This window comes from Hominimerdicola intestinalis (genome assembly GCF_054655215.1).
This window is the reverse complement of sequence record NZ_BAAHNZ010000002.1, coordinates 89,929-116,264: the sequence shown is the minus strand read 5'-3', so window position 1 is coordinate 116,264 and position 26,336 is coordinate 89,929. Positions and strand designations below refer to the sequence as shown.

Annotated in this window: 25 protein-coding genes, 1 other RNA gene and 1 pseudogene; 19 read left to right on the top strand and 8 right to left on the bottom strand. The window is 41.5% G+C overall.

Annotated elements, in window-relative coordinates; genetic code table 11:
• Positions 1-94: 94 nt before the first annotated feature.
• The 3 genes from glyA (at position 95) to ACYQ0H_RS02905 (ending at position 1,958) form a co-directional block, all read left to right on the top strand.
• The gene (gene glyA / locus ACYQ0H_RS02915; RefSeq protein ID WP_459811345.1) at positions 95-1,342 is read left to right on the top strand and encodes a serine hydroxymethyltransferase; all 1,248 of its coding nucleotides are present in this window, start codon (positions 95-97) and stop codon (positions 1,340-1,342) included.
• A 166-nt stretch (positions 1,343-1,508) separates the two neighbouring features.
• Positions 1,509-1,685 carry a hypothetical protein gene (locus ACYQ0H_RS02910; RefSeq protein ID WP_459811344.1) on the top strand — a complete coding sequence of 59 codons (177 nt, stop codon included), beginning with the start codon at positions 1,509-1,511 and terminating at the stop codon, positions 1,683-1,685.
• 18 nt (positions 1,686-1,703) lie between these two features.
• Positions 1,704-1,958 carry a spore coat protein gene (locus tag ACYQ0H_RS02905; protein ID WP_459811343.1) on the top strand — a complete coding sequence of 85 codons (255 nt, stop codon included), beginning with the start codon at positions 1,704-1,706 and terminating at the stop codon, positions 1,956-1,958.
• Positions 1,959-2,086: 128 nt separating this feature from the next.
• Here the strand turns inward: ACYQ0H_RS02905 and ACYQ0H_RS02900 are convergent, their stop codons facing one another.
• From ACYQ0H_RS02900 to ACYQ0H_RS02880, 5 genes are all read right to left on the bottom strand, one after another.
• Positions 2,087-2,734: a GyrI-like domain-containing protein gene (locus ACYQ0H_RS02900; protein WP_459811342.1), complete on the bottom strand. Its 648-nt coding sequence runs from the start codon at positions 2,732-2,734 to the stop codon at positions 2,087-2,089.
• 5 nt (positions 2,735-2,739) lie between these two features.
• Positions 2,740-3,111: a DUF3795 domain-containing protein gene (locus tag ACYQ0H_RS02895; RefSeq protein ID WP_459811341.1), complete on the bottom strand. Its 372-nt coding sequence runs from the start codon at positions 3,109-3,111 to the stop codon at positions 2,740-2,742.
• A gap of 79 nt (positions 3,112-3,190) precedes the next feature.
• Positions 3,191-3,541, bottom strand: coding sequence for a pyridoxamine 5'-phosphate oxidase family protein (locus tag ACYQ0H_RS02890; RefSeq protein WP_459811340.1), 351 nt, complete (start codon positions 3,539-3,541; stop codon positions 3,191-3,193).
• Between the two features lies 1 nt (position 3,542).
• Entirely contained in the window at positions 3,543-3,992 is a 450-nt protein-coding gene (locus ACYQ0H_RS02885; protein ID WP_459811339.1) for a GyrI-like domain-containing protein, read from the bottom strand.
• A 63-nt stretch (positions 3,993-4,055) separates the two neighbouring features.
• Positions 4,056-4,958 carry a helix-turn-helix transcriptional regulator gene (locus ACYQ0H_RS02880; RefSeq protein ID WP_459811338.1) on the bottom strand — a complete coding sequence of 301 codons (903 nt, stop codon included), beginning with the start codon at positions 4,956-4,958 and terminating at the stop codon, positions 4,056-4,058.
• Positions 4,959-5,228: 270 nt separating this feature from the next.
• Here ACYQ0H_RS02880 and speD point away from each other — a divergent pair, with 270 nt between their 5' ends.
• The 10 genes and pseudogenes from speD to nspC all read left to right on the top strand — a co-directional run bounded on the left by speD (position 5,229) and on the right by nspC (position 13,074).
• Positions 5,229-6,038: an adenosylmethionine decarboxylase gene (speD, locus tag ACYQ0H_RS02875; RefSeq protein ID WP_459811337.1), complete on the top strand. Its 810-nt coding sequence runs from the start codon at positions 5,229-5,231 to the stop codon at positions 6,036-6,038.
• A gap of 44 nt (positions 6,039-6,082) precedes the next feature.
• Positions 6,083-7,570 (top strand): aminotransferase class I/II-fold pyridoxal phosphate-dependent enzyme, encoded by a 1,488-nt coding sequence (locus ACYQ0H_RS02870; protein WP_459811336.1) that lies wholly within the window; start codon positions 6,083-6,085, stop codon positions 7,568-7,570.
• A gap of 15 nt (positions 7,571-7,585) precedes the next feature.
• The gene (gene speE, locus ACYQ0H_RS02865) at positions 7,586-8,434 is read left to right on the top strand and encodes a polyamine aminopropyltransferase (protein ID WP_459811335.1); all 849 of its coding nucleotides are present in this window, start codon (positions 7,586-7,588) and stop codon (positions 8,432-8,434) included.
• Entirely contained in the window at positions 8,427-9,275 is an 849-nt protein-coding gene (speB, locus tag ACYQ0H_RS02860) for an agmatinase (RefSeq protein ID WP_459811334.1), read from the top strand. Before speE ends, speB begins: the two co-directional genes overlap by 8 nt.
• A 64-nt stretch (positions 9,276-9,339) precedes the next feature.
• Positions 9,340-9,924 (top strand): hypothetical protein, encoded by a 585-nt coding sequence (locus ACYQ0H_RS02855; RefSeq protein WP_459811333.1) that lies wholly within the window; start codon positions 9,340-9,342, stop codon positions 9,922-9,924.
• 31 nt (positions 9,925-9,955) lie between these two features.
• Positions 9,956-10,054, top strand: a pseudogene (locus tag ACYQ0H_RS02850) (DUF1963 domain-containing protein); the annotation flags it as partial.
• 46 nt (positions 10,055-10,100) lie between these two features.
• Positions 10,101-11,303: a saccharopine dehydrogenase family protein gene (locus ACYQ0H_RS02845; protein WP_459811332.1), complete on the top strand. Its 1,203-nt coding sequence runs from the start codon at positions 10,101-10,103 to the stop codon at positions 11,301-11,303.
• A 123-nt stretch (positions 11,304-11,426) separates the two neighbouring features.
• The gene (locus ACYQ0H_RS02840; protein WP_459811331.1) at positions 11,427-11,660 is read left to right on the top strand and encodes a hypothetical protein; all 234 of its coding nucleotides are present in this window, start codon (positions 11,427-11,429) and stop codon (positions 11,658-11,660) included.
• Positions 11,661-11,674: 14 nt separating this feature from the next.
• Positions 11,675-11,935 (top strand): hypothetical protein, encoded by a 261-nt coding sequence (locus tag ACYQ0H_RS02835; RefSeq protein WP_459811330.1) that lies wholly within the window; start codon positions 11,675-11,677, stop codon positions 11,933-11,935.
• Positions 11,936-11,943: 8 nt separating this feature from the next.
• Positions 11,944-13,074: a carboxynorspermidine decarboxylase gene (gene nspC / locus ACYQ0H_RS02830; RefSeq protein ID WP_459811329.1), complete on the top strand. Its 1,131-nt coding sequence runs from the start codon at positions 11,944-11,946 to the stop codon at positions 13,072-13,074.
• A gap of 56 nt (positions 13,075-13,130) precedes the next feature.
• Here nspC and ACYQ0H_RS02825 read toward each other — a convergent pair whose 3' ends face one another.
• Positions 13,131-13,913 (bottom strand): HAD family hydrolase, encoded by a 783-nt coding sequence (locus tag ACYQ0H_RS02825; RefSeq protein ID WP_459811328.1) that lies wholly within the window; start codon positions 13,911-13,913, stop codon positions 13,131-13,133.
• A 537-nt stretch (positions 13,914-14,450) separates the two neighbouring features.
• On the opposite strand from ACYQ0H_RS02825, the gene ACYQ0H_RS02820 reads away from it, so the two are divergent.
• Positions 14,451-16,712, top strand: coding sequence for an LTA synthase family protein (locus tag ACYQ0H_RS02820; RefSeq protein WP_459811327.1), 2,262 nt, complete (start codon positions 14,451-14,453; stop codon positions 16,710-16,712).
• 399 nt (positions 16,713-17,111) lie between these two features.
• Here ACYQ0H_RS02820 and ACYQ0H_RS02815 read toward each other — a convergent pair whose 3' ends face one another.
• Positions 17,112-18,143, bottom strand: a complete 1,032-nt coding sequence (locus ACYQ0H_RS02815; RefSeq protein WP_459811326.1) for an NlpC/P60 family protein — start codon at positions 18,141-18,143, stop codon at positions 17,112-17,114.
• A 426-nt stretch (positions 18,144-18,569) separates the two neighbouring features.
• Between ACYQ0H_RS02815 and hrcA the strand changes: the two genes are divergently transcribed.
• The 5 genes from hrcA (at position 18,570) to rnpB (ending at position 24,053) form a co-directional block, all read left to right on the top strand.
• Positions 18,570-19,598, top strand: a complete 1,029-nt coding sequence (gene hrcA, locus ACYQ0H_RS02810; RefSeq protein ID WP_459811325.1) for a heat-inducible transcriptional repressor HrcA — start codon at positions 18,570-18,572, stop codon at positions 19,596-19,598.
• Positions 19,579-20,172 carry a nucleotide exchange factor GrpE gene (gene grpE, locus ACYQ0H_RS02805; protein WP_459811324.1) on the top strand — a complete coding sequence of 198 codons (594 nt, stop codon included), beginning with the start codon at positions 19,579-19,581 and terminating at the stop codon, positions 20,170-20,172. Before hrcA ends, grpE begins: the two co-directional genes overlap by 20 nt.
• 55 nt (positions 20,173-20,227) lie before the next feature.
• Positions 20,228-22,090: a molecular chaperone DnaK gene (dnaK, locus tag ACYQ0H_RS02800; RefSeq protein WP_459811323.1), complete on the top strand. Its 1,863-nt coding sequence runs from the start codon at positions 20,228-20,230 to the stop codon at positions 22,088-22,090.
• Between the two features lie 130 nt (positions 22,091-22,220).
• Positions 22,221-23,360, top strand: coding sequence for a molecular chaperone DnaJ (gene dnaJ, locus ACYQ0H_RS02795; protein WP_459811322.1), 1,140 nt, complete (start codon positions 22,221-22,223; stop codon positions 23,358-23,360).
• A gap of 342 nt (positions 23,361-23,702) precedes the next feature.
• An RNA gene (gene rnpB, locus ACYQ0H_RS02790) (RNase P RNA component class A) lies at positions 23,703-24,053 on the top strand.
• 106 nt (positions 24,054-24,159) lie between these two features.
• Here the strand turns inward: rnpB and ACYQ0H_RS02785 are convergent.
• A complete protein-coding gene (locus ACYQ0H_RS02785) occupies positions 24,160-26,271 on the bottom strand; it encodes a PTS sugar transporter subunit IIABC (protein ID WP_459811321.1) in 2,112 nt (703 codons plus the stop codon).
• Between the last annotated feature and the right edge of the window lie 65 nt (positions 26,272-26,336).

Here is a 26,336-nt window from a genome sequence, read left to right as displayed (position 1 = left end):
GTTTATGAGTTATAATTAATATTATAGCTTGCATTCAGGCGCCGCTTATGACGGGCTGAAGCAGGTCTGAATATAAAATGTTGGGAGAATGATTATGAAAATAATGGACACTATCGGTTTTGTAGAGGACTTCGATAAGGAAGTCGGAGAGGCTATGAATTCTGAGCTGGCTCGTCAGAGAAGAAATCTTGAGCTTATAGCAAGTGAAAATATTGTTTCGCCTGCTGTTATGGCGGCAATGGGCTCGGCGCTTACGAATAAGTATGCCGAGGGTTACCCGGGAAAAAGATACTACGGCGGCTGTGAATGTGTCGACGTTGTTGAAAATATTGCGATCGAAAGAGCCTGTAAGCTTTTCGGCTGCAAGTTTGCAAATGTTCAGCCTCATTCGGGAGCTCAGGCTAACCTTGCCGTATATTTTGCTTTATGCGAAACCGGGGATACTATTCTCGGTATGAGCCTTGCTCACGGAGGTCATCTTACTCATGGTTCTCCGGTAAATATGTCGGGAAAAAATTATAATTTTGTATCCTATGGACTTGACGAAAACGGTTATCTTGACTATGACGAGCTTGAAAAGCTTGCAAAGGAGCATAAGCCTAAGCTTATAGTTGCCGGAGCTTCAGCCTATCCCAGAGTTATAGACTTTGAGAGAATTTCAAATATAGCTAAAAGCACAGGCGCAATGTTCATGGTAGATATGGCTCATATTGCAGGACTTGTAGCAGGAGGTCAGCATCCTTCTCCTATTCCGTATGCCGATGTTGTAACTACTACTACTCATAAGACGTTAAGAGGTCCGAGGGGCGGTATGATCCTTACAAATAACGAGGAACTTGCAAAGAAATTTAATAAGGCGATTTTCCCGGGAACTCAGGGAGGACCTCTTATGCACGTTATTGCGGCGAAGGCGGTATGCTTCGGAGAGGCGCTCAAACCTGAATTCAAGGCCTATGCGGAGCAGGTAGTAAAGAACGCACAGGCTCTTGCAAAAGGTCTTGTAAGCAGAGGCTTTAATCTTGTTTCGGGCGGCTCTGACAATCATCTTATGCTTGTGGATCTTCAGCCGTTTAATATTACGGGAAAAGAGCTTGAGAAAAAGCTTGACGAAGTTTATATAACAGTAAACAAGAATGCTATCCCTAATGATCCTCAGAGTCCGTTTGTAACCAGCGGTGTAAGAATCGGAACTCCTGCGGTTACTACAAGGGGACTTGTTGAAGAAGATATGGATAAGATCGCAGAGTGTATTTATCTTACCGCTGCTGATTTTGACAATAAGGCTGACGAGATAAGAGCCGTTGTAAAATCAATCTGCGACAAGTATCCGCTTTACGAATAATAATTATAATTTGATCATAACAAAAGCTTTTCTGTAACTTCGTTTAGTTATAGAAAAGCTTTTTTTGTGCAATGAAATGCTTATTAGAGTTTTTTCTGAAAACAAGGTATAAGAGGCTTTCGGTTACACATAATATTACCAGAAAATTTTAAGGAGGTCATAGATCATGACAACTAAAGAATTATTGTATATCGAAGACGCGCTAGGCCATGAAAAATACTTTATGTCTAAGTGCAAGGAAACCGCTGCTCAGATTCAGGATCCTGAACTTAAATCCTGTATAGAAATGATGGCTCAGAAGCATCAGCAGCTTTTTCAGAGCTTTTACAGCTTGCTTTCATAATCAGAGGAGGAAATTATAATGGACGATAAAAATTTAATGGAAAATATTCTTTTGCTTGAAAAAGGAGTATGCGATCTGCTTATGCACGGAACGATAGAGTCTACTACTTCAAACGTTCATCAGACGTTTAATACAGCTTTGGGCAGCGCGCTTAATATGCAGGATCAGATTTACGATAAAATGACAGCTAAAGGCTGGTATCCTACCGAACAGGCAGAGCAGAATAAGGTTTCAAAGGTAAAGCAGAAATTCAGCAGTCAGTGTTCAGGCTAAGGAAAAGAAAAAAAGATTAAAGCGCCGGGTTAATATAGATCCGGCGCTTTTGTATTCCTGTTTTCTATTATAGCTTAAAAGAAATTCATAACTGCAATCGCTTCATCAAACGACAAATCAGATATGTTCTAGTACCTTTTTTCCTTTATCGGATGCCTGATAACCGTTTTCAGTTTTTCAGCCGCACATCTTCTCGGGTCGGAAAGATAGATCTCATGGTGCAGACGCTGCTCTGAAAGATCCTCAGAATATCCGTTTTCTTCAGCAAAGCGTTTCATACGTTCTATGCTTTCAGGCTCATCATCATATGAACCCTTGTGCATTATCTGAACGCATAATCCCTCTTTCATTTTTATAAGCCTAGCCTTTGACAGATCAAGCTCAGGTTTTTTCTTTTGCAATGCTGTTTTTGCGGCTTCAAATACCTCCTCAGTCACAAATTCCGGCTGTCGTATCATTGAGATCCATTTGAATTTCGATTTATCAGTAACGTTCAGACCGTCAAAGGCAACTCCGTTTGCATACCAAAGTCCCTCAAGCGGCGGTATGACATACTCGAAATATCCTTCAGGCTGCGTACCGTTCATTTTTGACATTTTAATGCTGTATGATAGAGCGTACAGTATATTCAGAGCCTCTCTGTATTCTTTGCAGATATTCGGGTCACCCTCGCCGTTAACAGCTATATAAAGCATTTCCGGAACGTCTATGATCGACGGCTTTGTCTTAGGTCGGTATAGGTCCTTGTATTCTTTTTTGTAATCAAGCTTGTCCATTATTTTCACCCCTTTTCAATAAAATTCATAAGTGCAGAAATATCTTTAAAATCATCGTAATCGCCGTTTATTCCGCTGCGGTGATAAACGACACCTTTTTTCTCGTTTCGTTCAAGGCAGTCCAGCAGATGTTCTTCGCCGTATTTCCTTGCGAATTTTGTAAATGCCAAAGGCTTTATTTTGCCTAAAAGTCCTTTTCGGCAGTCTGTATCATCACACTCATAGCAATGTAAAATTTCTTTCTCCAAAGAACATTTTCTGTTTTCACACCGATCATTGTCGGGACATTCACCCGAGTTACAGCCGCCGCAATGCTCATTTTCTGAGCATAGGCAGCAGGCAAGACCACATCTTGCAATTCCAAGCTCACGTTTCATTGTTCATCTCTCCTGTATGTATGATTTTCAAAGTCCCACTGCTCTGTATACGGCTTATCATCCTCGTAAATCCAAGACGTTACAAGCCTCGGTGTAATTTCAAGCACACATTCATTGGCAGCTTAGACCAGCGTAAAACAGCGTCGGGGAAATACCGCTTCATTGCAGTGATGAAGAATTCATTGTCATAAGGTTTTCCTATAATTCGGCAATTCCCCTCTAGTGAAAAATTATTTACACACAAGGATATATTTGGGTTTGCCTTGATCTGCTGACATTTAAGATAACGCTCGTCCGTTTGGCAGTAAAGCTTTCCGTCAATGACAACCACGCTAATTGCTCTTGAAGTAACACTGTTTTCCGCACAGGCTGCTAAAACCATAACGCCGTGACTGCCGAGTTTGTTCCACAAGCTATAAATACTATCCATATTACTTTAATCCTATATAAATATGTATTTCTGCATTTTCACAGTCGCTGTTCTGATATTCTTCAAAATCACATATAAAGGAACGATCCAAGTCCATTTTCCATAGCTCCTGCCAAAACTTTTGAACAGCAGTCAGCATATTACCTTTGACGATAAATTTTGCATATCTGCCAAAAGGTATTTTGCACACATCAAAGCTGTCGGTAGTATTGCTCTCTGCTTCACAGGCAACCATGACAGTATAATCGCCGGTTTCGTTTGAGGCGTAATCTGTATAGATACCCATAGACTTGCTGCCTGTCTTTTTGGAAATAGCAGGGTAGCCCTCTTCGGAATAAAATTTCTTCCACAGGTTTCCTATAACCTGTTCCATGTCGGGAGAAGTGTTGTTTGTACGTGCCGAAAAACCAACGACAGTTTTTTCTGCTAAGGTTACAATTTCATAATTCATAATAATTACCTCGTTTCATATTTGATACGGCAATTATATCACAGCAAATATGACAGCAGTATGTCAGGTTTGATATTTGTCAGAAATATTTTTCAGCAGCTCCGCAAATTCCGTTCTGAACTCAGGCGGTGAAATTATCTCTGCATATTCACGAAAGCCTAAAATATATGAATAGAACGACGGTTTATCAGACCAAGTGAAAGTAATAATAATGTTTCCGTTTTCGTCCTCGTTAAAATTTTCTGTGCCGAATTCGTCAACGATACGCCATTTCACCGACTTGTCGAATTTCACCGCTGCGGATATTTCACCCTTTGTATGTCGCAGCTTATCACATTTGTATTCGGGAATTTCCCGCTGTGAAAAGGTTTCGTCTGTACATTTAAGCTCTGTCATTCTTGTAAGCTTAAACATACGGTAGTCCTGCCGCTTGCTGCAAAATCCCCACACATACCAGCTTGACCACTGAAAAACCAAGCGGTAAGGCTCGATACTTCGCTGCTCGGTGCGTTCGGGAGAATAATATCTGAACGTAATAAGCCTGTACTGTTCAATTGCGTCTTTAATAAGCTCAATCTTTGATGACACAGCGTTTTTATTCCACGCAGCAAGGTCGATTATTATGTGATCATCGGCATTTATAGCGCTGCTTACGGAAAGCTTATCCATAAGCTGACGGTAGCGGTTTGTTCCGCTAACGCTGTCAAGGCTTTTCAGTCCTGCAAAGATCGCTTTCATTTCAGCTGATGAAAGCAGAGTGCGGTCGATTTTGTAGCCGTCCATAATGGAGATACCGCCGCCCTGACCCTGTGATGTAACGATTGGGATTCCCGACTTGCTTATATCGTCAATGTCACGCAGGATCGTACGGCAGGATACCTCGAATTTATCTGCAAGCTGGTTGGCGGTTATTTTGTCCTGCTGTAATAATATTGATAAAATGCCTATAAGGCGGTCGAGCTTCATAGCTGATTAATCCTTTGTTTATTTATTATGTAAGTGATCTTCTGAATTAATTTTACCATAAAGCGACTGCGGTTTCAATATAGAAGGATATAGAATTTAATTAAACGGAGCAGTCTGCCTCTTATTCTGAAAAATCTGAAAAATTATATAAAAAACTATATACAACTGAATAAATATGTGTTATAATGACACTGTATATTGATAGCTGTTTTCAAGTGCGGTACAATTATCCGCCGTGCTGTAAAGCAGAGTATTATCTGAAAGGAAGGGATGTTAGGGTTGGAGCAGAAGCTTACTCTGTACGGGTTCAATAACCTTACAAAGACCCTTAGCTTTAACATCTATGATGTTTGCTATGCTAAAAGCGAGAGAGAGCAGAAGGATTATATTGCCTATATTGACGAGCAGTATAATTCAGAGCGTCTGACAAAGATTCTGTGCGACGTAACGGAAATGATAGGAGCGCGGATACTTAATATATCAAAGCAGGACTATGAGCCGCAGGGCGCTTCGGTCAATGTTCTTATTGCCGAGAAGGAGCTTGACGAGGACTCGATAGATATTTCCTGCAATATGGGCCACTATACTGCCGAGCATAAGACGGTTCATGCTCATCTTGATAAAAGTCATGTTACAGTTCACACATTTCCTGAATATCACCCTGACAATTCAATATCTACCTTCAGAGTTGATATTGACGTTTCGACCTGCGGAACGATCTCTCCTTTGAATGCGCTTAACTATCTTATAGGAAGCTTTGACTCCGATATTATTACTATAGATTACAGAGTAAGGGGATTTACGCGCGACGTTCTCGGCAAGAAGTTTTTTATTGATCATAAGATCAATTCTATACAGGAGTATATAGATAAGAATACGCTGAACAAATACGACGCTATAGACGTAAACGTATATCAGTCGAATATTTTTCATACAAAGCTGCTTATAAAGGATATAGAGCTTCAGAATTATCTTTTCAAAAAGGACGTCTACGAGCTTTCTCCCAAGCAAAGACTTGATATAACCGACAGTCTCAGACGTGAAATGATAGAGATATTCAGCGGTATGAATATCTATTAGTTTTGTTTATGTCAGGAGCAGGGAGCTGATTTGCAGGATCTATTATGCTTGAAGCTTCCGGCTTCTCAGGAAAGGAAACTGGAAAATTGGAACTTACTCAAAATAACGCTCCGATTTACGAAGCTTTGCAGAAGCACCTTAAAAACAGGGTCGTAAGGCTTGACGTTCCGGGACATAAGGGCGGACGTATGAATAAGGAGCTGAGAAGCTTTTTAGGCGAAAACTGTTTAAAGTCAGATGTGAATTCTATGAAGCCGCTTGACAATCTGTGTCATCCGGTTTCTGTTATAAAGGAAGCTGAGGAGCTTGCAAGCGAAGCTTTCGGGGCAAAGCATACTTTTTTCATTGTAAACGGAACTACTGCGGCGGTTCAGGCTATGATATTTTCCTCCTGTAAAGCGGGAGATAAGATAATTATGCCCAGAAACGTACACAGAAGCGCGATCAATGCTCTGGTCGTATGCGGAGCAATACCTGTTTATGTAAATCCCGGCACAAACAAAAGGCTGGGAATTCCACTCGGTATGTCTGTTGAAGATGTTGAAAAGGCAATAAGGCAGAACCCGGACGCAAAGGCCGTGCTTGTCAATAATCCGACCTATTACGGAATATGCTCTGATATAGAACGGATAGTAGAGCTGGCTCATTCAAATAATATGCTGGTGCTTGCCGACGAGGCTCACGGAACTCATTTTTATTTCGGAGATGGTCTGCCTTGTTCCGCAATGAAAGCGGGTGCGGATATGGCGGCGGTAAGCATACACAAAACAGGAGGCTCTCTTACACAGTCCTCCTTTTTGCTGTGCAATAATAACGTATCCGAGGGCTATGTAAGGCAGGTCATAAATCTTACACAGACTACCAGCGGTTCATATCTTCTTATGGTCTCGCTTGACCTTGCAAGAAAGAATCTTTCTCTAAACGGCAGAGAAATGTTCAGAAAAACCGTTGATTATGCGTCCTATGCAAGAGAAGAAATAAATAAGATAGGCGGATACTATGCGTTCGGAGAAGAGCTTGTAAATAATGACGATATATATGCCTTTGATAAAACAAAGCTTTCGGTCCATACCCGTGCCATGGGTCTTGCCGGAGTAGAGGTATACGATATTCTTAGGGACGACTACGATATTCAGATAGAATTCGGTGATATAGGCAATATACTTGCAATAGTTTCAGCGGGAGACAGGGAGCTTGAAATTGAACGTTTTATCTCAGCACTTTCTGAGATAAAACGGCTTTACGGAAAAGACCCGTCCGGAATGTTCGACCACGAATATATTAATCCTACGGTCGTTCTTGCACCTCAGCAGGCCTTTTACAGCAATAAGAGATCTGTTCCTATCAAGGAATCCTGCGGTATGATCTGCGGGGAATTTGTAATGTGCTATCCTCCCGGTATACCGATACTTGCTCCGGGCGAAAGGATCACTGCTGAAATCCTCGATTATATCGCCTACTGCAAGGAGAAGGGCTGCTTTATGACTGGTACAGAGGATATGGAGATAAATTATATAAATATTGTTGTGTAGAAAGGCGGAAATATAATGGAGCTATGGTTTACCGAAAAGCACACGGACGACGTTAATTTTACAATCAAGGTAAAAAAACAGCTGTATTCTGCAAAAAGCTATTATCAGCAGATAGATATTCTTGATACATTTGAGTTCGGCAGAGTGCTTGTGCTTGACGGCTTCATAATGCTTACTGAAAAGGACGAGTATATATATCATGAAATGGTTACTCATGTTCCTATGGCGGTCAATCCCGATATCAGAAATGTTCTGGTAATAGGGGCGGGCGACGGCGGTACGATACGCGAACTTACAAGATACGATACAATTGAAAATATAGACATGGTCGAAATAGACGGACAGGTCGTGGAGGTATGCAAGGAATATCTTCCGCAGACAGCCTGTAAATTCAATGATCCCCGAGTAAATTTATATATTGAGGACGGACTGAAATTTGTAAGAAGAAAGAGCGGTGAATATGACCTTATAATTGTAGATTCAACCGATCCTTTCGGACCGGGAGAGGGATTGTTTACAAAAGAGTTTTACGGCAACTGCTTTAAAGCGCTCACCGACTGCGGTATTCTTATAAATCAGCATGAAAGCACTTATTACGACAGCTACGTTGATATGGTAAAAAGAACTCATAAGAGAATCGGAAGCGCTTTTCCTGTAAGCATGGTTTATCAGTCGCATATACCCACTTATCCGTCAGGTCACTGGCTTTTCGGTTTTGCCGCAAAAAATCTGCACCCAGTATATGACTTACAGGCTGATAGATGGGAAAGTTTAGGACTGAAAACAAAGTATTACAATACAGATCTGCATAAAGGCTGTTTTGCCCTGCCAAACTATGTAAAGGAGATATTGGCAGATGAATAAAAACGTTTATACTTTTATAGGCTGTGACTGCGAATATGAGGATGCAAGGATCGTGCTTTTCGGAGCGCCCTATGACAGTACTACCTCATTCAGACCGGGTACAAGATTCGCTTCCTCTGCAATGAGAAACGAAAGCTTCGGAATAGAAACCTATTCGCCTTATCAGGATAAGGATCTGCTTGATATAAATGTGTTCGACAGCGGAGATCTGGAGCTGCCTTTCGGAGATCCCTCTCAGGCGCTTAATGATATTGAAGAATGTACTGAAGAAATTTTAAACGACGGAAAAATTCCCTGCATGATAGGCGGAGAGCATCTTGTAACGCTTGGCGCAGTCAGAGCCGCCGCTAAGAAATACATGAATCTGCATATAGTTCATTTTGACGCGCACGCCGATCTGCGTGACGATTATCTTGGTGTAAAAGAGTCCCATGCCTGTGTGCTTCACAGGTGCTGGGATATTGTGGGCGACGGGCATATTTATCAGTTCGGAATACGCAGCGGTGACAGAGATGAATTCGTTTTTGCACAGGAGCATACCTGCATGAACAAATTTAACTTCGGCACCCTTGAAGAAGCTGTACAAAAAATTGGACAAGAACCTGTGTATTTCACTCTTGATCTGGACGTTCTGGATCCGTCTGAATTTCCCGGAACAGGTACTCCCGAAGCCGGAGGCGTAAGCTTTACTCAGCTGCTGAACGCGGTAAGAGAGGTTTCAAAGCTTAATATTGTAGGTTTTGATGTCAACGAGCTTTCGCCGGTTTACGACCAGACGGGAAGATCGACGGCGTTAGCCTGCAAGATACTGAGAGAAATACTTCTGGCGTTTTATAAATAAAGCTGCACGATTTGAACGGAAATTTAACGGCTTAGCGATGTCTTTCAGCTAGGAGGTTTTGACGATGGGTGTAATTGCCGGTGGAGATAAAAGCTTTTCTTTAAAAGATGCAGAAGCCTTTTTTAAGAGATTTGATGGGTTTGGATTTCATATGAGTCGTGAAGAGCCTGACAACTACAGCCGTTTTAAACAAATGAATATCGGAGAAGCTGCTCTTGAGAAGTGGCGGCAGGATATTATCGGCGGATATTTTGAAAAGCTGGATGGCAATGACGATGACCGGCTTTGGTCATATCACGACAGGATAATTGCCGTTGCGTTCTGCACAAGCACCCGCTTTGAAGAGAATGCCGCAAGGCTTTTAAACGATATGGAAAAGCTTGAAAGCACACTTTCAAAGCAGCAGAAAATTTTAATGATAGAAAATATGGCAGGCAGAAACGCCTTGCACTCCGATTCAGGTGTGCGGTTTATCTGTGAAAGAACGAAACAGCGTGAACAAATGATTTCGGTTATGCAGTCGTTTATGAATTTCGATTGCAGCGATAGAGATAATCTTAAGCAGGGCGGCTGGAACAGGATTCAGGATAGGTTTTTGGCAGCTGTCAGGTCATACGGTGACGCTGTGAAGGCTTACAAATCGTGTTGATACGGGTGATTGGATCGTTACCTTCAGGAATATGTGCGGCGACTGCGTAGTAGAAAATTTCTTTATAAACAGAGATGACTTGAAAAAGCGTGATTTCAGCAAGGTTTTATATAACTGGAACTGCTGCTGAAAAAGAATACAAATTTTGATTTTATATATGAGAGGACTGATTTAATATGTCAAGAGCATTAATTATTGGCGCAGGCGGAGTTGCAGGAGTTGTAATTCACAAGTGCTGTCAGAACAGCGAGGTTTTTACAGACATCTGCATTGCTAGCCGTACAAAGGCTAAGTGCGACAAATTTAAGGAGGAGCTTCAGGATAAGACCTCAACCAATATAACCACAGCGCAGGTTGACGCTGATAATGTTCCTGAGCTGGTCGCTCTGATCAAGGAATATAAACCCGACATCGTTATTAATGTTGCACTGCCTTATCAGGATCTGCACATTATGGACGCTTGTCTGGAGTGCAAGGTCGACTATCTTGATACAGCGAACTACGAACCTGAGGATACTGCAAAGTTTGAATACAAATGGCAGTGGGCTTATAAGGAACGCTTTGAAAAGGCGGGCATTACCGCCGTTCTTGGCTGCGGCTTTGATCCGGGAGTTACGGGAGTCTTCTCAGCTTATGCTCAGAAACATTACTTTGACGAAATAAATTATATTGATATTCTTGACTGTAACGGTGGAGATCATGGATATCCTTTTGCAACAAATTTCAATCCCGAAATAAATATAAGAGAGGTTTCTGCAAAGGGAAGTTACATTGAGAACGGCAAATGGATTGAAACGCAGCCTATGGAAATAAAAAGAGTATATAATTTCGATCAGGTGGGTGAAAAGGACATGTATCTGCTTCACCACGAAGAGCTTGAATCTCTTGCTCTAAATATAAAGGGAATAAAAAGAATCAGATTTTTTATGACCTTCGGACAGAGCTACCTTACACATTTGAAATGTCTTGAAAATGTTGGAATGACTTCAATAGAACCTATCATGTATGAAGGCAGAGAGATTGTACCGCTTCAGTTTTTAAAGGCGGTCCTGCCGGATCCGGCTTCACTTGGTCCGAGAACTGTCGGAAAAACAAATATAGGCTGTATTTATCAGGGAAAAAAGGACGGCAAACCTGTTAATTACTATGTTTACAATGTCTGCGATCATCAGGAATGCTATAAGGAGGTTGGATCACAGGCTGTTTCATACACAACCGGGGTTCCTGCTATGATCGGTGCAATGATGGTGCTTACAGGCAAATGGAAAAAAGCTGGAGTTTACAATGTTGAAGAATTTGATCCGGATCCTTTTATGGAGGCTTTGAATAAATGGGGACTTCCTTGGAAAGAAAACTTTGATCCGGTTTTGGTAGACTGATTTGTGTTAATTAATGCCCCCTGTCTTTCAATATAAAAGAATGACCGCTGTTTAACGGACATCGGTACATTGCATAAGGCGGGAGGCATTGAATTGCTTATGCATATTAATTAGGGGGTTATTATGAAAATTGAAGAAGCGTTATCACGTTTTATCGGACAGGAATGTCTTATTTATGTTTGCTGCAATACGGCGACCGGATCGGTTATCGAATGTACCGTTACGGAAATAGGCGACGGTTGGCTTCGGGCGGAGCAAGAGGATAAGACGGAAAGCATTGTAAATATAAACAATATAGTCAGGATCCGTGAATATCCCCGAAATAAGAACGGAAAAAAGAAAATCGTTTTTGACTAGAAAGGACATTTAAAATGCTTATTTTACTTGACGATATAAAGTTTAATGATAAAAATGATTTTTTCCTTTATATAAATCATTTCTTTAAGGATAAGGAAATTTTAAATGAGGACGCATTATACGATCATCTTGCTGAAACGAGTGAACATCTGGAGTTTATTATTAGCGATTTTGACGAGGTAAAAGAAGAAGGCAGGACCTTTGCAAATAAAATTATGAAAATACTGCTTGACGCAAGAAACCGTAACAGGAATATAAAATTAACGATAATGTAGAGGTAGAAATGTTTGATTTGAATAATGTAAAAACCCCCTGTTATATTGTGGATGAAGCCGAACTTATGAGAAATCTTGAAATACTAAGAAATACTGCCAAAATATCGGGCTGTAAAATACTGCTGGCTCAGAAGGCTTTTTCTATGTATTCGGTATATCCGCTTATTTCGAGGTATCTTGACGGAACTGCTGCAAGCGGACTTTTTGAAGCAAAACTGGGAAGAGAGCACTTCGGAAAAGAGGTCCATGTTTTTTCTCCGGCATATACAGAAGATGAAATGGATTCGCTGGTAAAGATCGCCGATAATATAGTTTTCAACAGCTTTCGTCAGTGGGATAAGTATAAGTATAAGGTCAAGAGCTGCGGAAGAAATATTTCCTGCGGAATAAGGGTCAATCCTGAGTACTCGGAAATAGATACGGAAATATACGACCCGTGTGCGCCTAACTCCAGATTGGGTGTAACGGCGGATCAGTTTGACGAATCAAAGCTGGGCGGAATAGACGGACTTCATTTTCATACTTTGTGCGAGCAGGACTCTGATACTCTTAAACGAACGCTGACGTATTTTGAGAAAAGCTTCGGCAAATACCTTTATAATATGAAATGGGTAAATTTCGGCGGGGGTCATCATATTACACGCAAGGATTATGATATTACAACTCTTGTTGAATGTATAAGCTATATCAGTAAAAAATATGACGTTCAGGTCTATCTGGAGCCTGGGGAAGCAGTAGCTTTAAATGCAGGCTACCTTGCGGCTCAGGTGCTTGATGTAGGGGTCAACGGTATGAATTACGCTATTTTGGATACATCTGCCGCCTGTCATATGCCTGACGTGCTTGAAATGCCGTATCGTCCTTTCATTATGGGTTCAGGAATGCCAGGTGAGAAAAAGCATACCTATCGTTTCGGAGGACCTACCTGCCTTGCCGGAGATATAATAGGCGATTATTCCTTTGATTCTCCGCTTAAAGAAGGAGACAGGCTTGTGTTCTGCGATATGGCTATATATTCAATGGTAAAGAACAATACTTTTAATGGTATGCCGCTTCCGTCTATTTATCTGAATACTGCCGACGGAGAACTCAGGCTTATAAAAAGCTTCGGATATGAGGATTTTAAATCACGGCTTTAAGTTAAATAAAAAGCGCCTATACGGACAGATATCCGTAAGGCGCTTTTGCTATATGATTATTTTATCAGCCTGCTGATCTCTTTTGTTACGGAAAATTCGTTATTTGTACCCGTGGAAAAGTTCGCAGTCTTTTTTACCATAGGGTGAGCGTTTTCCATTGCAAAGCTGTAGTATGCGTGTTCAAGCATTTCAATATCGTTGAGATAGTCGCCGAATGCCATTGTTTCTTCATATGAAGCACCAAGCTTATTCTGTAGTATCTGAATACCTCTGCCCTTATTTATTCCGGGATTCATTATATCTACCCAGTAATATCCGGAAAGTGATACTGTAAGATTGCTACCGAAGCGGCTGTTAAGAACAGGCAGACCGTTTGTTTCAATACCGTCCTTTCCGTAAATTGCTATCTTGAATATATTGTCCCGGCAATCGTAAAGCTTTTCCATGTATACGGTATTATTATAATACCTGGCAACCTCCTGCTCGTATTCAACGCTTTTAGAACTGTAGTAGGTTCCGTTCTCGCCGCATAGCAGAGGGCATAATTCGTTTTCATAGCAGGTCTTCAGAATTTCATGTACCGCTTTCTGAGGAATTACTGAACGGCTGATGATCTCTCCTTTATCAACGATATATGAGCCGTTGTCGCAGATGAAAGAAATTTTTTCGGCAATAAAGCTGAACTGATCGATAAGTGCGGAATAGCTGCGTCCGCTGGAAACAGCAAATGAAATTCCTTTTTTGTCAAGTATATCAATAATGTCTGTAAAGTCAGGCGGAAGCTGTTTTTCGTCGTTTACCAATGTTCCGTCAATATCGGTCGCTATCAGCTTTATCATAAATATCAATTCCTTTCGGCATAGGAGATCAGTCAGCTGCAAACTATAGTAATTATATAATATTTGAAATGAAAAATCAAATGTGAAATATATCCATATCAAAATGTACTGAAGCTGAATTAAAGTATTAGTTGCTGCAATGCATAAATATTTGAGTATATAGTTGAAAAAATCTATTAAGATCAACGTTTGATATGATAAATAATAGTGTTTTTTTACAAATTACACAGTGAAAAACTTTCAAATTTCAATGTTTTGCCTAAGAAATGCAAATTTCTAATTATTTACAAAAATTTTGATTTATGATGGATTGTGAAAAACGGCTGAAAGTTTATCTGTTTGTGTTGACATTGCAGTAAAATAAAAGTAAAATAGATATGGTGAAAAAATTATTCAGAACGGTTTGGTGCGGCTAAACGTTTTGTATTTTGCTATACTTGACTTTTTTCAAAAAAAGAATTACAATAATGTTTATGGTCAATCAGATTATGCGGGGCATAGATCAAAAAGCGCCGCCGTATAGAAAAGGAGAATAAAATGGGAAAAATATTGAAATCAGCGCCAGGCCATATAAAGGCTTATGTTTGCAACAATGTGCTGTTTCTGACCTTTGTTTTGTCATCGCTTATCAATTCGTTTTTATTGAGAGCGTTTACCGTAAAGTTCAGCTATAATCAGGTAAAGCCGCTTCTTGCGGATATTGCTGCAGTGCTTTTTATCGGTTTGTTTGCATATTGCTTCAAACCAAAACGCAGGTTTGTATATTATATGATCTGGACGTGCGTTTTTGCTTTGCTTTCTGCGGGAAATTCGATTTATTATACAAACTATAAATCTTTTATTTCCGTTTCGCTTATTTCCACAGCTTCTCAGCTGGGAGGGGTAATAGACGCAGTTACCGAAAATATAATGGAGCCTAAGGATCTTATATTCCTCTGGTCAATATTATTTCTGATCGCTGAGTATGTTTTTATCCGCAGGAAGAATCCTGATTATTTTATAAGGCTTCAGGAAAAAAAGCTGGGCAAAAAGTACGCTTTGGGAACCTTGGCGGTTTCTGTAAGCGTAGCAGGGATCTTTGCAACTACGCTTACCGGTACGGATGTATCCCGTCTTGCAAAGCAATGGAACAGGGAATATGTTCTCGGAACCTTCGGACTGTATACATATCAGATCAGCGATACTGTTTCCTGTATACACGCAAAAGTCAATATGATGCTTGGTTTCGATGAAAGCGAGCAGGCGTTTAAGGAATTTTACAACGATAAGGATGAAGTCGATAAGGTAAGCAACGATAATGAATATTCAAATATCTTCAAGGGTAAAAATGTTCTGACTATACATGCCGAAAGTATTCAGCAGTTTGCTCTTGATACCTACATGAACGGAGAGGAGCTTACTCCTAATCTGAACAAGCTTGCCAGGGAGGGTCTGTATTTCTCTAATTTTTATGCTCAGGAAAGCGTCGGAACTAGTTCGGACAGTGAGTTTACTTTTTCAACCTCGCTTATGCCTGCGTCAAGCGGAACTGTAGCTATAAACTATTGGGACAGGGATTATACCTCTATTCAGAGTATGCTTAGAGATATGGGCTATTATACGTTTAGTATGCACGGTAATAACGGGTCTTATTGGAACAGAATGAACCTGCATAATTCTCTTGGCTATCAGAAGTTTTTTAATTATACTACCGATTTTAATATTGATGAAACTATAGGTCTTGGTCTTTCCGATAAATCGTTTTTCAATCAGGCAGTTCCTAAGATCAAAGATATTGCGGATCAGAACAAGAACTTTTACGGAACTCTTATAATGCTTACCAATCATACTCCTTTTACGGATATAGAGAGGGTAAGCGATTTCGATGTGGATTTCAAGTATAAAAAATACAATGAGGAAACCGGTCTTTATGAGGAGATATCCGCTCCTTTCCTCGAAGGAACTAAGCTTGGCAGCTATTTCAAGTCGGTTCATTACGCCGATGAAGCTATCGGTCAGCTGATGGAGGAGCTTGATGAGCAGGGTTTGCTTGATAATACTGTTATTGTGATCTACGGCGACCACGACGCTAAGGTTAAGGAAGAGGAATATGAGTATTACTATAACTATAATCCTTTTACCCAGGAAGTTCTGAGCGACGATGATGACGGATATATTCCGGTAGATGATTTCTATTACAATATAAACAGAAAAGTTCCGTTTATAATCTGGTCTAAGGACGGAGGCTATGAGCCTAAAGAGATCACTCAGGTAATGGGTATGTACGACGTTCAGCCTACTTTGGGAAATATGCTGGGCTTTGAGAATAAGTATGCGCTCGGACATGATATATTCTCTATTGGAGATGATGAAGAAAATATCGTTATTTTCCCAAATGGAAATTTCCTTACCGATACTATTTATTATAACAGTCAGAAGGAAAAGTATTTTGATATAACCGGTTATGAAAATGTTGCAAAATATGCTTCCTGCAATCAGGTCTATAAGGATACTCCGAACCCTATCTATTCTGAGGAAGTGCACGGTATATATAAAACCGCCAAGGACGAGGTTTACGGACGTGAAGCAGCGGATCTGAGAATTAATGACGGAGTGGTCGATGAAAATTATATAAGCGAGCTTTCCAGTTACTCAGAGGAAAGAATAAATATTTCAAACGCTATAATCTATTATGATATGATAAATAAAACCGACCAGGGCTTCGGCGACGGAATGAACTCGACTGATGTGGGCAAGGATAAATTCTCGATCTTCTCTCCGCCTTCAGCAGACGAGCGCGACAGATTGTTTGCAGCCTGATCACCTATATAAGATAATTATCAGTAACGTCCGTATACTTTGATCGGTATACGGACGTTTGTTTTTAGTCAGTTTAATTTTTCAGCCTATTAGTTTCCTCCCGGTCCGTCGCGTCTGTCCCTTTTGTCAGGTTTTGATTTCTGGTGAGTTGTTACCCATTGGTTGTTGCCGGCAGATTTCTTGTTTTTATCAGACATATTTTTTGCCCATGCGCGGAATATTATATACTGCTGAAGGTTCGTGCATGGACTTGCCTCCTTTCCGAATTTAGTTTTTGCCGGATAATAAGGAAGTATTCTTAAAAGGCGTTTTAATATTTATATAAAAACAAACCGGACTAAATGAGGCAAATTGCCGCAACAAGTCCGGTTTTAGAATTTTCAGTTATAAAACTAAAATTTATATCAGTCTTCTGACAGTATTAACTCTGTAATATTTGAGATAGGATATAGGCTGTATCTTTATTCCGTCCCTTGAATTCATAGCGTGGACCATTTTATCTCCGCCTATATACATTGCCACATGACTGTAATTGTTAAGAACAAGAATATCACCCGGTTTCATGTTCTTTACGCTGACGGATTTTCCCTTTGAAGCCTGAGTTCTTACGCTGTGGGATATCTTTACTCCGATTTTTGAGTATGCCTGCATAGTCAGTCCGGAGCAGTCGGTAGCCTTAAACGAAGAACCTCCCCAGACATATCTTCCTCCGTTCATGCTTGCGGCATAATCGCTTACTATTCTGCGTTTGGCTTCGCTTTCGGATATTCGGTATACGTTTTTCCCTCCGTCAAGCTTTGCATATTTGCCTTTATATTTTCCCTCTGTTATTTTTATGTATGTTCCGCTGTATGTTTTCTGAGGCAGATATGAAATCAGCGTTCCCTTGGCGTTGGAAAGCCGGCTTACTGCTGATTGACGTGAGTCTGTTTTCGATGACTTGACCATTTTCTTGTTTTTTGCGGTGTACAGCTGAGTTCCTTTGTTTATGCAAAAATAAGTTTTCGACTTTGTTTTTGCTTTTATTGTAGATGAATAAGCTGATTCCTTTCCGTTATTTACCGCCTTGACCTTTATGCTGTAGTTAGTTGAGGGTTTAAAGTATTTTCCGTTATGATAAAGATTTATCGTATTCTTGTTCGACTTGACTTTTGACAGATTTACTTTGACAGACAGATGACCGCTTACATATACATTAAATACTGTTCCCGATTTGTATGAAGAAGCATTGTCGATAAGAATTTCAATTTTGTCTCCATAAGTAGTTTTAACAGAAATTTTCGGTTTAGATAAAGAAGCATCCGCAGCGGAGGCGGATATAACAGTTATTTCTGAAATTCCGGTGCTTTGTACAGGAAAAACAGCTCCCGTTATCACCATTGCCGTTATTAGTGCAGTAACTGCGATTTTTTTGAATATAATAATTATCACCCTTTCAAGTTCTGCGCTGTTTGTGTTTAAATTACAGCGTAATAAATCAGCCGTTATCATCTGCATATATAATTATATCAGATTTTCGGCCTATTTACTACTTTTCTGAAATAATTTCGTACCCTTGCTGTAACCTATGTAACCATTTTGTAATTAATTTAGTTGCATTGCACAAACAAAATTACATAAAAAGTAAATAATGCTGTTTATTTCATGCGTCTGCTGCTTTATTTTAAGCTTGTTTAGGTATATTGTGTATGATTGCACAAAAACCTGCTGATAATAAAAATAAAATTTAGTAAAAAAATATTTTAAAACCCCTTGACAAAGTATTAAAAAGGGTATAAACTATAATTAGCACTCAGAGATAATGAGTGCTAACACTCTGAAATATTAAGTGCTAAATAATCGGGCAGGTGAGAAAGGGTGGACGGCCGAAAATTAAAAATTCTGACGGCGGTTGTAGAGGAGTATCTAGTAACCGGAGAACCTGTCGGATCCAGGGCGATAATGTCATATGTAAATGCGTCGTCGGCAACGATACGAAACGAGATGGCGGAGCTTGAGAAGCAGGGCTATCTGGAGCAGCCTCATACGTCAGCCGGCAGGATCCCGACTTACCTCGGATACCGTGTTTACGTTGACAATCTGATGGAAAACAATCAGCTGAGCGAAGACGAAAAGCGCCGTCTGGACGCAATGCTTCCCGAAGGTGCGGTTACCGAAGAGGATCTGGTGCAGTCGGCTTCAATGGCTTTGGCGGAGCTTACAAAATGCGCTGCGGTAGTCGCCAATGCAACTCCTAAATTCTCTGTAATTTCAAAGGTAGAGGTCATACCGACGGGAAAGAGAATGTATGTTATCCTTATGATAACCTCAAACGGTACAATAAAGAATAAGGTGTGCAGGCTGGAGTTCGATCTTTCACATGAGCAGCTTGAATTTTTTGATAATTATCTTCAGCAAAATCTTCAGGGAGTTCCGCTTGGAGAAATCTCGGAAGAAATGTTTGAAAGTATAAAAACTGCAATGGGCACATATATGATGACTTTAGCTCCGCTGGTTTCAGAATTGGTAAAGCTTTCAAAGGAACTTGTAGCTCAGGATATTTCTGTTGCCGGTGCGGCTAATCTGCTTACCTGCAAGGATTTCAACCAGAACGAGATCATAAGTTTCCTTGATAATAAACGGGAGATCATGTCATTTATAAACGAAAGCTTCAGCGGCTTGCAGGTTATGTTTTCTCCCGAAAAGGACGAATTTGTAATACACAATTCATCTATTATTGCGGCTCCTTTCCGAAAGGACGGCAGACAGGCGGGCGCTTTGGGACTTATAGGTCCTATGAGAATAGATTACGCAAAGTTTATTCCCTATCTGGAATATTTTTCACAGCGCATAACCGATCTTATATCCGAAAAAGGTGATGAGTCCGATGAGGAAGAAAAAATCTAAGAAAGGCGGGCGTAATAAATTGGCTGACGAGAAAGAAATCTTAGACGAGCAGGAAAACAAAGAACAGGAAACACAGAAGAAGGAGGCTGCGGCTGAAAAAAATATTGAAAGCGAAGCCGGAGAACCGGAGAAAACCGAGGAGGAAAAGCTTAAAGAGCAGCTTGACGCCGCTAACGATAAGTATTTAAGACTTATGGCGGAGTATGATAATTTCAGAAAGCGTTCAGCAAAGGAGCGGCTTGAGATCACCGATACCGCAAAGGGAAATGCAGTAAGCGAAATACTTCCGGTATTTGATAATTTTGAACGGGCGCTTGAAGCTGAAACGACTGATGAAACCTATAAGCAGGGCGTTGAAATGATTTTCAAGCAATTCGGTGACTGCCTGAAAAAGCTGGGAGTTGAGATCATAGATCCGACAGGAGAGGTTTTCGATCCCAATATTGCAAATGCGGTCAATCAGATAGAAGACCCTGAGCTTGGAGAGAATATTGTTGCACAAACTTTCCAAAAGGGATATAAAATCGGAGATAAAGTAATAAGATACGCCATGGTAGTAGTGGCAAACCCGTAGTTTATGGGCAAGCCTTTAAATAAAAAGTATAATAACTATTGAAAGGAAGATCATTATGAGCAAAATTATAGGTATAGATTTAGGTACGACTAACTCCTGCGTAGCAGTTATGGAAGGCGGCGAAGCGGTAGTAATTCCTAACAGCGAAGGAGCAAGAACTACTCCGTCGGTAGTAGGAGTTTCAAAAAACGGCGACAGACTTATAGGTCAGGTCGCAAAAAGACAGGCTGTAACTAATTTTGATAATACGGTTATTTCTATCAAAAGACATATGGGCTCAGATTATAAGGCGAAGATGGGCGGAAAGGATTATACCCCTCAGGAGATCTCTGCAATGATCCTTCAGAAGCTGAAAGCTGACGCAGAGGCTTATCTCGGTGAAAAGGTAACTGAGGCTGTTATCACTGTTCCGGCTTACTTTACCGACGCACAAAGACAGGCAACAAAGGACGCAGGTCAGATCGCCGGTCTTAATGTAAGAAGAATTATCAACGAGCCTACAGCTGCGGCACTTTCATACGGTATAGATAAGGAAGACGACCAGAAGGTTATGGTATATGACCTGGGCGGAGGTACGTTTGACGTTTCCATTATTGAAATGGGTGACGGAGTAACCGAGGTTCTTGCAACTGCCGGAAACAATCGTCTGGGCGGCGACGATTTTGACCAGAGAATTATTGACTGGATGGTAAGCGAATTCAAAAAGTCCGAGGGCGTAGATCTCTCTGCTGATAAAATGGCTATGCAGAGATTGAAGGAAGCAGCTGAAAAGGCAAAGATCGAGCTTTCGTCTACTCCTTCTTCTACAATAAGCCTTCCGTTTATTACTGCTGACGCTACAGGACCTAAGCATCTTGAAATGACGCTTACACAGGCTAAGTTCAATGAAATGACAGCCGATCTTGTTGAAGCTACAATGGGACCGGTTCGTCAGGCGCTATCAGACAGCGGACTTTCAGCTTCGGAGCTTCAGAAGGTTCTTATGGTCGGAGGTTCTTCAAGGATCCCCGCTGTTCAGGAGGCTGTTAAGAAATATATGGGCAAGGAACCGTTCAAAGGAATCAATCCTGACGAGTGCGTAGCTCTCGGAGCTGCATATCAGGGCGGAGTTCTTGGAGGCGACGTTAAGGACGGTCTGCTGCTTCTTGACGTAACGCCGCTGTCCTTGGGACTTGAAACAATGGGCGGTATCTGTACAAAGATCATTGAGAGAAATACGACTATCCCTACTAAAAAGTCGCAGATCTTCTCAACTGCTGCGGATAATCAGTCGGCTGTTGATATAAATGTTCTTCAGGGCGAACGTGAATTTGCAAAGGACAACAAGCAGCTGGGTATGTTCCGCCTTGACGGAATCGCGCCTGCACCTAGAGGAATCCCTCAGATCGAAGTAACGTTCGATATTGACGCAAACGGTATCGTACACGTTTCGGCTAAGGATCTCGGAACAGGCAAGGAGCAGAATATAACAATTACCTCTTCAACCAATATGTCTAAGGACGATATTGACAAGGCGGTAAAGGAAGCTGAAGCTTTTGCTGCTGAGGACGCAAAGAAAAAGGACGAGGTAGACGCAAGGAACCAGGCAGATCAGCTTGCGTTCCAGGCTGAAAAGTCGCTCGGAGAATTCGGAGATAAGGTTTCTGCTGATGAAAAGGCTCAGTGTCAGGCTAAGATAGACGCTCTCAAGGAGGCTCTCAAGGGAACGAATATTGATGAAATAAAGGCTAAGCATAAGGAACTTGAGGAAACCTTCCAGAAGATAGCCACTAACGTATACCAGCAGGCTGCTCAGGCTCAGCAGGCGGCAGGAGGACAGGGCTTTGACCCTAATAATATGGGCGGAGGAGCCGCTCAGAACGGCGGAGCAAATAACGGCGACGATGTAATTGACGCAGAATTTACTGACGCTGAATAATTTGAAAATATACGCAGACCGCAGAGCGGAAGCCGATCCGTAAAGATTGGCTTTACTCTGCGGTTAGGCTGTATATAACGGCGGTCAGGATTATCAGTATAAAAATTCCTAAATCAAGGGAGTATGTTATATGGCAGAAAAACGAGATTATTACGAGGTACTCGGCGTTTCAAAGGGAGCGTCTGACGATGAAATAAAAAAAGCGTTCCGTAAGCTCGCTAAGCAGTATCACCCCGATCTGCACCCGGACGACAAGGAATGTGAGGCGAAGTTCAAGGAAGTAAACGAAGCATATGAGGTACTTTCTGACCCTGATAAAAAGGCCAAGTATGATCAGTTCGGTCACGCCGGTGTAGATCCCAGCTTCGGCGCAGGTCAGGGAGGCGGCTTCAGCGGTTTCGGCGGCTTCGGAGATATGGACGATATTCTTAATTCATTTTTCGGCGGCTTCGGAGGAGGACGTTCGTCGAACCCTAACGCTCCCAGAAGAGGCGGGGATATTGAAGCAAGCATTGCAATTGATTTTATGGAGGCTTGCACAGGCAAGAAGGCAACAGTAAGGATAAACAGATCAGAAAGCTGTCCCGAATGCCACGGAACTGGTGCAGCCGCAGGAACAAGTCCAAAGACCTGTCCTGACTGTCACGGAACAGGTCAGGTAAGGGTCTCGCAGCGTACACCTTTCGGAAATATTGCTTCAACGTCAAGGTGCGGACGCTGTTCAGGTACAGGTAAAATTATTGATACGCCGTGCGGTGTCTGCTCAGGAAAGGGTCAGGTAAGAAAGGCTTCCACAAAGGAAATAGAGATACCTGCAGGAGTGGACGACGGTCAGACGCTGAGGGTTCAGGGCGGAGGCCATGCCGGAACTAACGGAGGTCAGAACGGCGATCTTCATGTTCATATTACTGTAAGACCCGATCCTATTTTTGAGCGTGACGGCTACGATGTATGGACAGATATACCTCTTACTTATACTCAGGCAACTCTGGGAGCGGAAATAGTCGTGCCTACAGTTGACGGAAAGGTCAAGTATAACGTTCCTGAGGGCACACAGACAAATACGGTATTCCGTCTGAGAGGAAAGGGTATCAAAAAGCTTTACCGTTCAGACCGCGGAGATCATTATGTCCGTGTAAATGTAGAAGTTCCGAAAAACCTTACAAAGGAACAGAAAAGTCTACTTAAAAAGTTTGACGAATCTCTGTCCAATAAAAATTATCAGAAAAGGGAAAGCTTCTTTGATAAGCTGAAGGATAAATTCAAATAATAGTATAACGGCAGTTGTGATCTATTTAATACAGCTGCCGCTATTTTTTGTTTCTTGTAGGTTCTTTGGTTTTGCTTACATATTTGCAATACTGTTACAGTATCATCCCTATGGGTTATAAAGACAAACCGTCAAGCGCAACCGGCTTTATATTAATCTTCTTTTCTTTTTATTCAGTGCAGGCTGTTCCTTCTCTGACGGATTTTAATTCAGGTGTCTGCGGTATTGTTGTTTATCTAAGTTCGTTTATGATATATATTTTTAGAAAAAAAGGATCAAAGAAACCACTGTAAGCTGATTACTGATTGACAAACACTAAATTTAATGCTATAATGTAAACTGCGAGCAGGCTATACGGTAGCGTGAACGTTAAGTTTATGAGGAAAGTCCGAGCATCACAGAGCAGGGTAGCTGATAACATCAGCCGAGGGCGACCTTAGAGCCAGTGCAACAGAAATATACCGCCGGAGCTTTTTGTTTCCGGTAAGGGTGGAAAGGCGAGGTAAGAGCTCACCGGAGCAATAGAGATATTGCTGCCATGTAAACCTTATCCGATGCAACACCAATGGTAACCGTTAAGTCAATGGCTGCTCGTCAGGCTTGCGGTTATAGGTGGCTTGAGCTGTCCGGCAACGGCCAGCCTAGATAGATTACCGTACAAGACAAAACTCGGCTTATCGGTCTGGTCGCAGAAATAAAAACAGACGCTTATTCGATTTCTTAGGATAAGCGTTTTTGTATTTCAAAAATAATTAAACTCCGGCTCAAGGTATAATCACATGAACCGGAGTTTATCTTTTTATTCTATTTCAATAATTTTTTCTCCCGCAGTAATTTTTCCGCTTGCAGCAGTCCTTACAGAACCGTAATCCAGAGTATTGCAGATTATCATCGGAGTAGTGACCTTAAAGCCTGCTTTCTTTATTTCTTTTATATCAAATGAGATCAGCAGATCGCCCTTATGGACTTCCTGACCGTCGGATACATGAGCATTGAAGTATTTTCCGTTAAGCTTTACCGTATCAATTCCGATATGGAGAAGTATTTCACATCCTGATGATGAAATGAGATTTACAGCGTGATTAGTGTCGAATATCATGTCGACCTTTCCGTCGCATGGTGCGTAAAGTTTGCCGTCGTAGGGTTCTATTGCGATTCCGTCTCCGAGAACCTTGGAGGAGAACGCTTCGTCCTCAACATTTTCAAGCTCCACTATCTTACCGCTGAGGTGTGCATACAGTACTTCTGCTTTTCCTTTGGCAATGTCGGACGATCTTTCAGCTGCTGTATTTGTATTTGCAGCGCCCAAAAGCTCGTCAAGCCTGTCAGAAGCGTCGGTATCAAGGAAATCTTCAAAATCAGATTTTACGACTGAAACCTGAGGCCCGTAGATAACCTGAACTCCGTTGCCCTTGTGAATTACTCCGGAGGCTCCGCTTTCTTTCAGCAGTCCGTCGTCTACAAGCTTTGTATCAATAACTGTGATCCTCAGCCTTGTGGCGCAGCAGTCAATATCCGATAGATTTGATTTTCCTCCCAGTCCTTTTAAAATCAGAGCGCTTGTTCTGTCGAAGGAAGATTTTTTATTTTTCTCGTTCATATCCTTTCGGGTATAAAGCTTTGTTTCCTCGTTATCAGCTTCTCTTCCCGGAGTTTTGAAATTAAACTTTTTTATCATATAATAGAAAATAAAATAATAAATAACGGCATAGAAAAGTCCTGTGATAACTATCCAGATCCAGTTTGTTTTGCTGTTGCCCTGAAGAATACCGAATAAGGTAAGGTCAATAAGACCTCCTGAAAACGTCATGCCAACTCCTACGTTGAAGATATGCATAAGCATATATGAAAGTCCGGCAAGAACACAGTGAACTGCATACATAACAGGTGCAACAAATAGGAATGTGAATTCCAGCGGCTCTGTAATACCTGTAAGCATCGAGGTAAGCGCAGCAGAAAGCAGCAGACCGCCGACAAGCTTTTTCTTTTCGGGTCGGGCAGCTTTATACATAGCGTATGCCGCCGCAGGAAGTCCGAAGATCATGAATGGAAATTTTCCCGACATAAATCTGGTTGCAGATACTGCAAACTGTTCGGTGCTTTTTGAAGCAAGCTGAGCGAAGAAGATATTCTGTGCGCCCTGTACGGTAACTCCGTCAATTATCATAGAACCGCCGAGCTGTGTCTGCCAGAACGGCATATAGAAAACATGGTGAAGACCGAACGGTATAAGCGCTCTTTCAATAATACCGTAGATCCATGTTCCGGCGTAGCCTGACTGGAGTACGAGCTGGCCGAGATGGGCAATTCCGCTCTGAACAACAGGCCATATAAAAAACATCAGGATCCCGACAGCCAGATAGACTATACTGCATATAATAGGTACAAATCTTGTGCCGCCGAAGAATGATAAGGTCTGCGGCAGTTGGATCTTATAAAATCTGTTATGCAGCGCTGCAACGCCCAGACCTACAATAATTCCTCCGAAAACACCCATCTGAAGAGTTGTGATTCCAAGGGTCGAGGTAGTGGAGTTTGCCGCCATTGCTTCGACGCCGCCCTTAGCGGTAATAAGAGCGCTTATAGCCGTATTCATTATAAGGTAGCTTATAGCTCCTGAAAGTGCGGCTACTTCTTTTTCCCTTTTTGCCATGCCGATTGCGACGCCCATTGCAAAGAGCAGAGCAAGGTTATCAAAAACAGCGCTTCCTGTTTTGCTCATTATGTCAAGGATAGTATAAAGGAGTCCGCCTTCTTTAATAATATTTGTAAGGCGGTACGCTTCAAGCGTTGTAGGATTTGTAAAGGAGCTTCCTATACCTAAAAGAAGTCCTGCAACTGGAAGAAGTGCGATCGGCAGCATAAACGAACGCCCGACTCTTTGCAGCACTCCGAATATCTTATCTTTCATATGATACCTCCGTTATCTGTTTTGAAATAATGTAATTGACGTTAAATTTAGTATTTAGATTTACC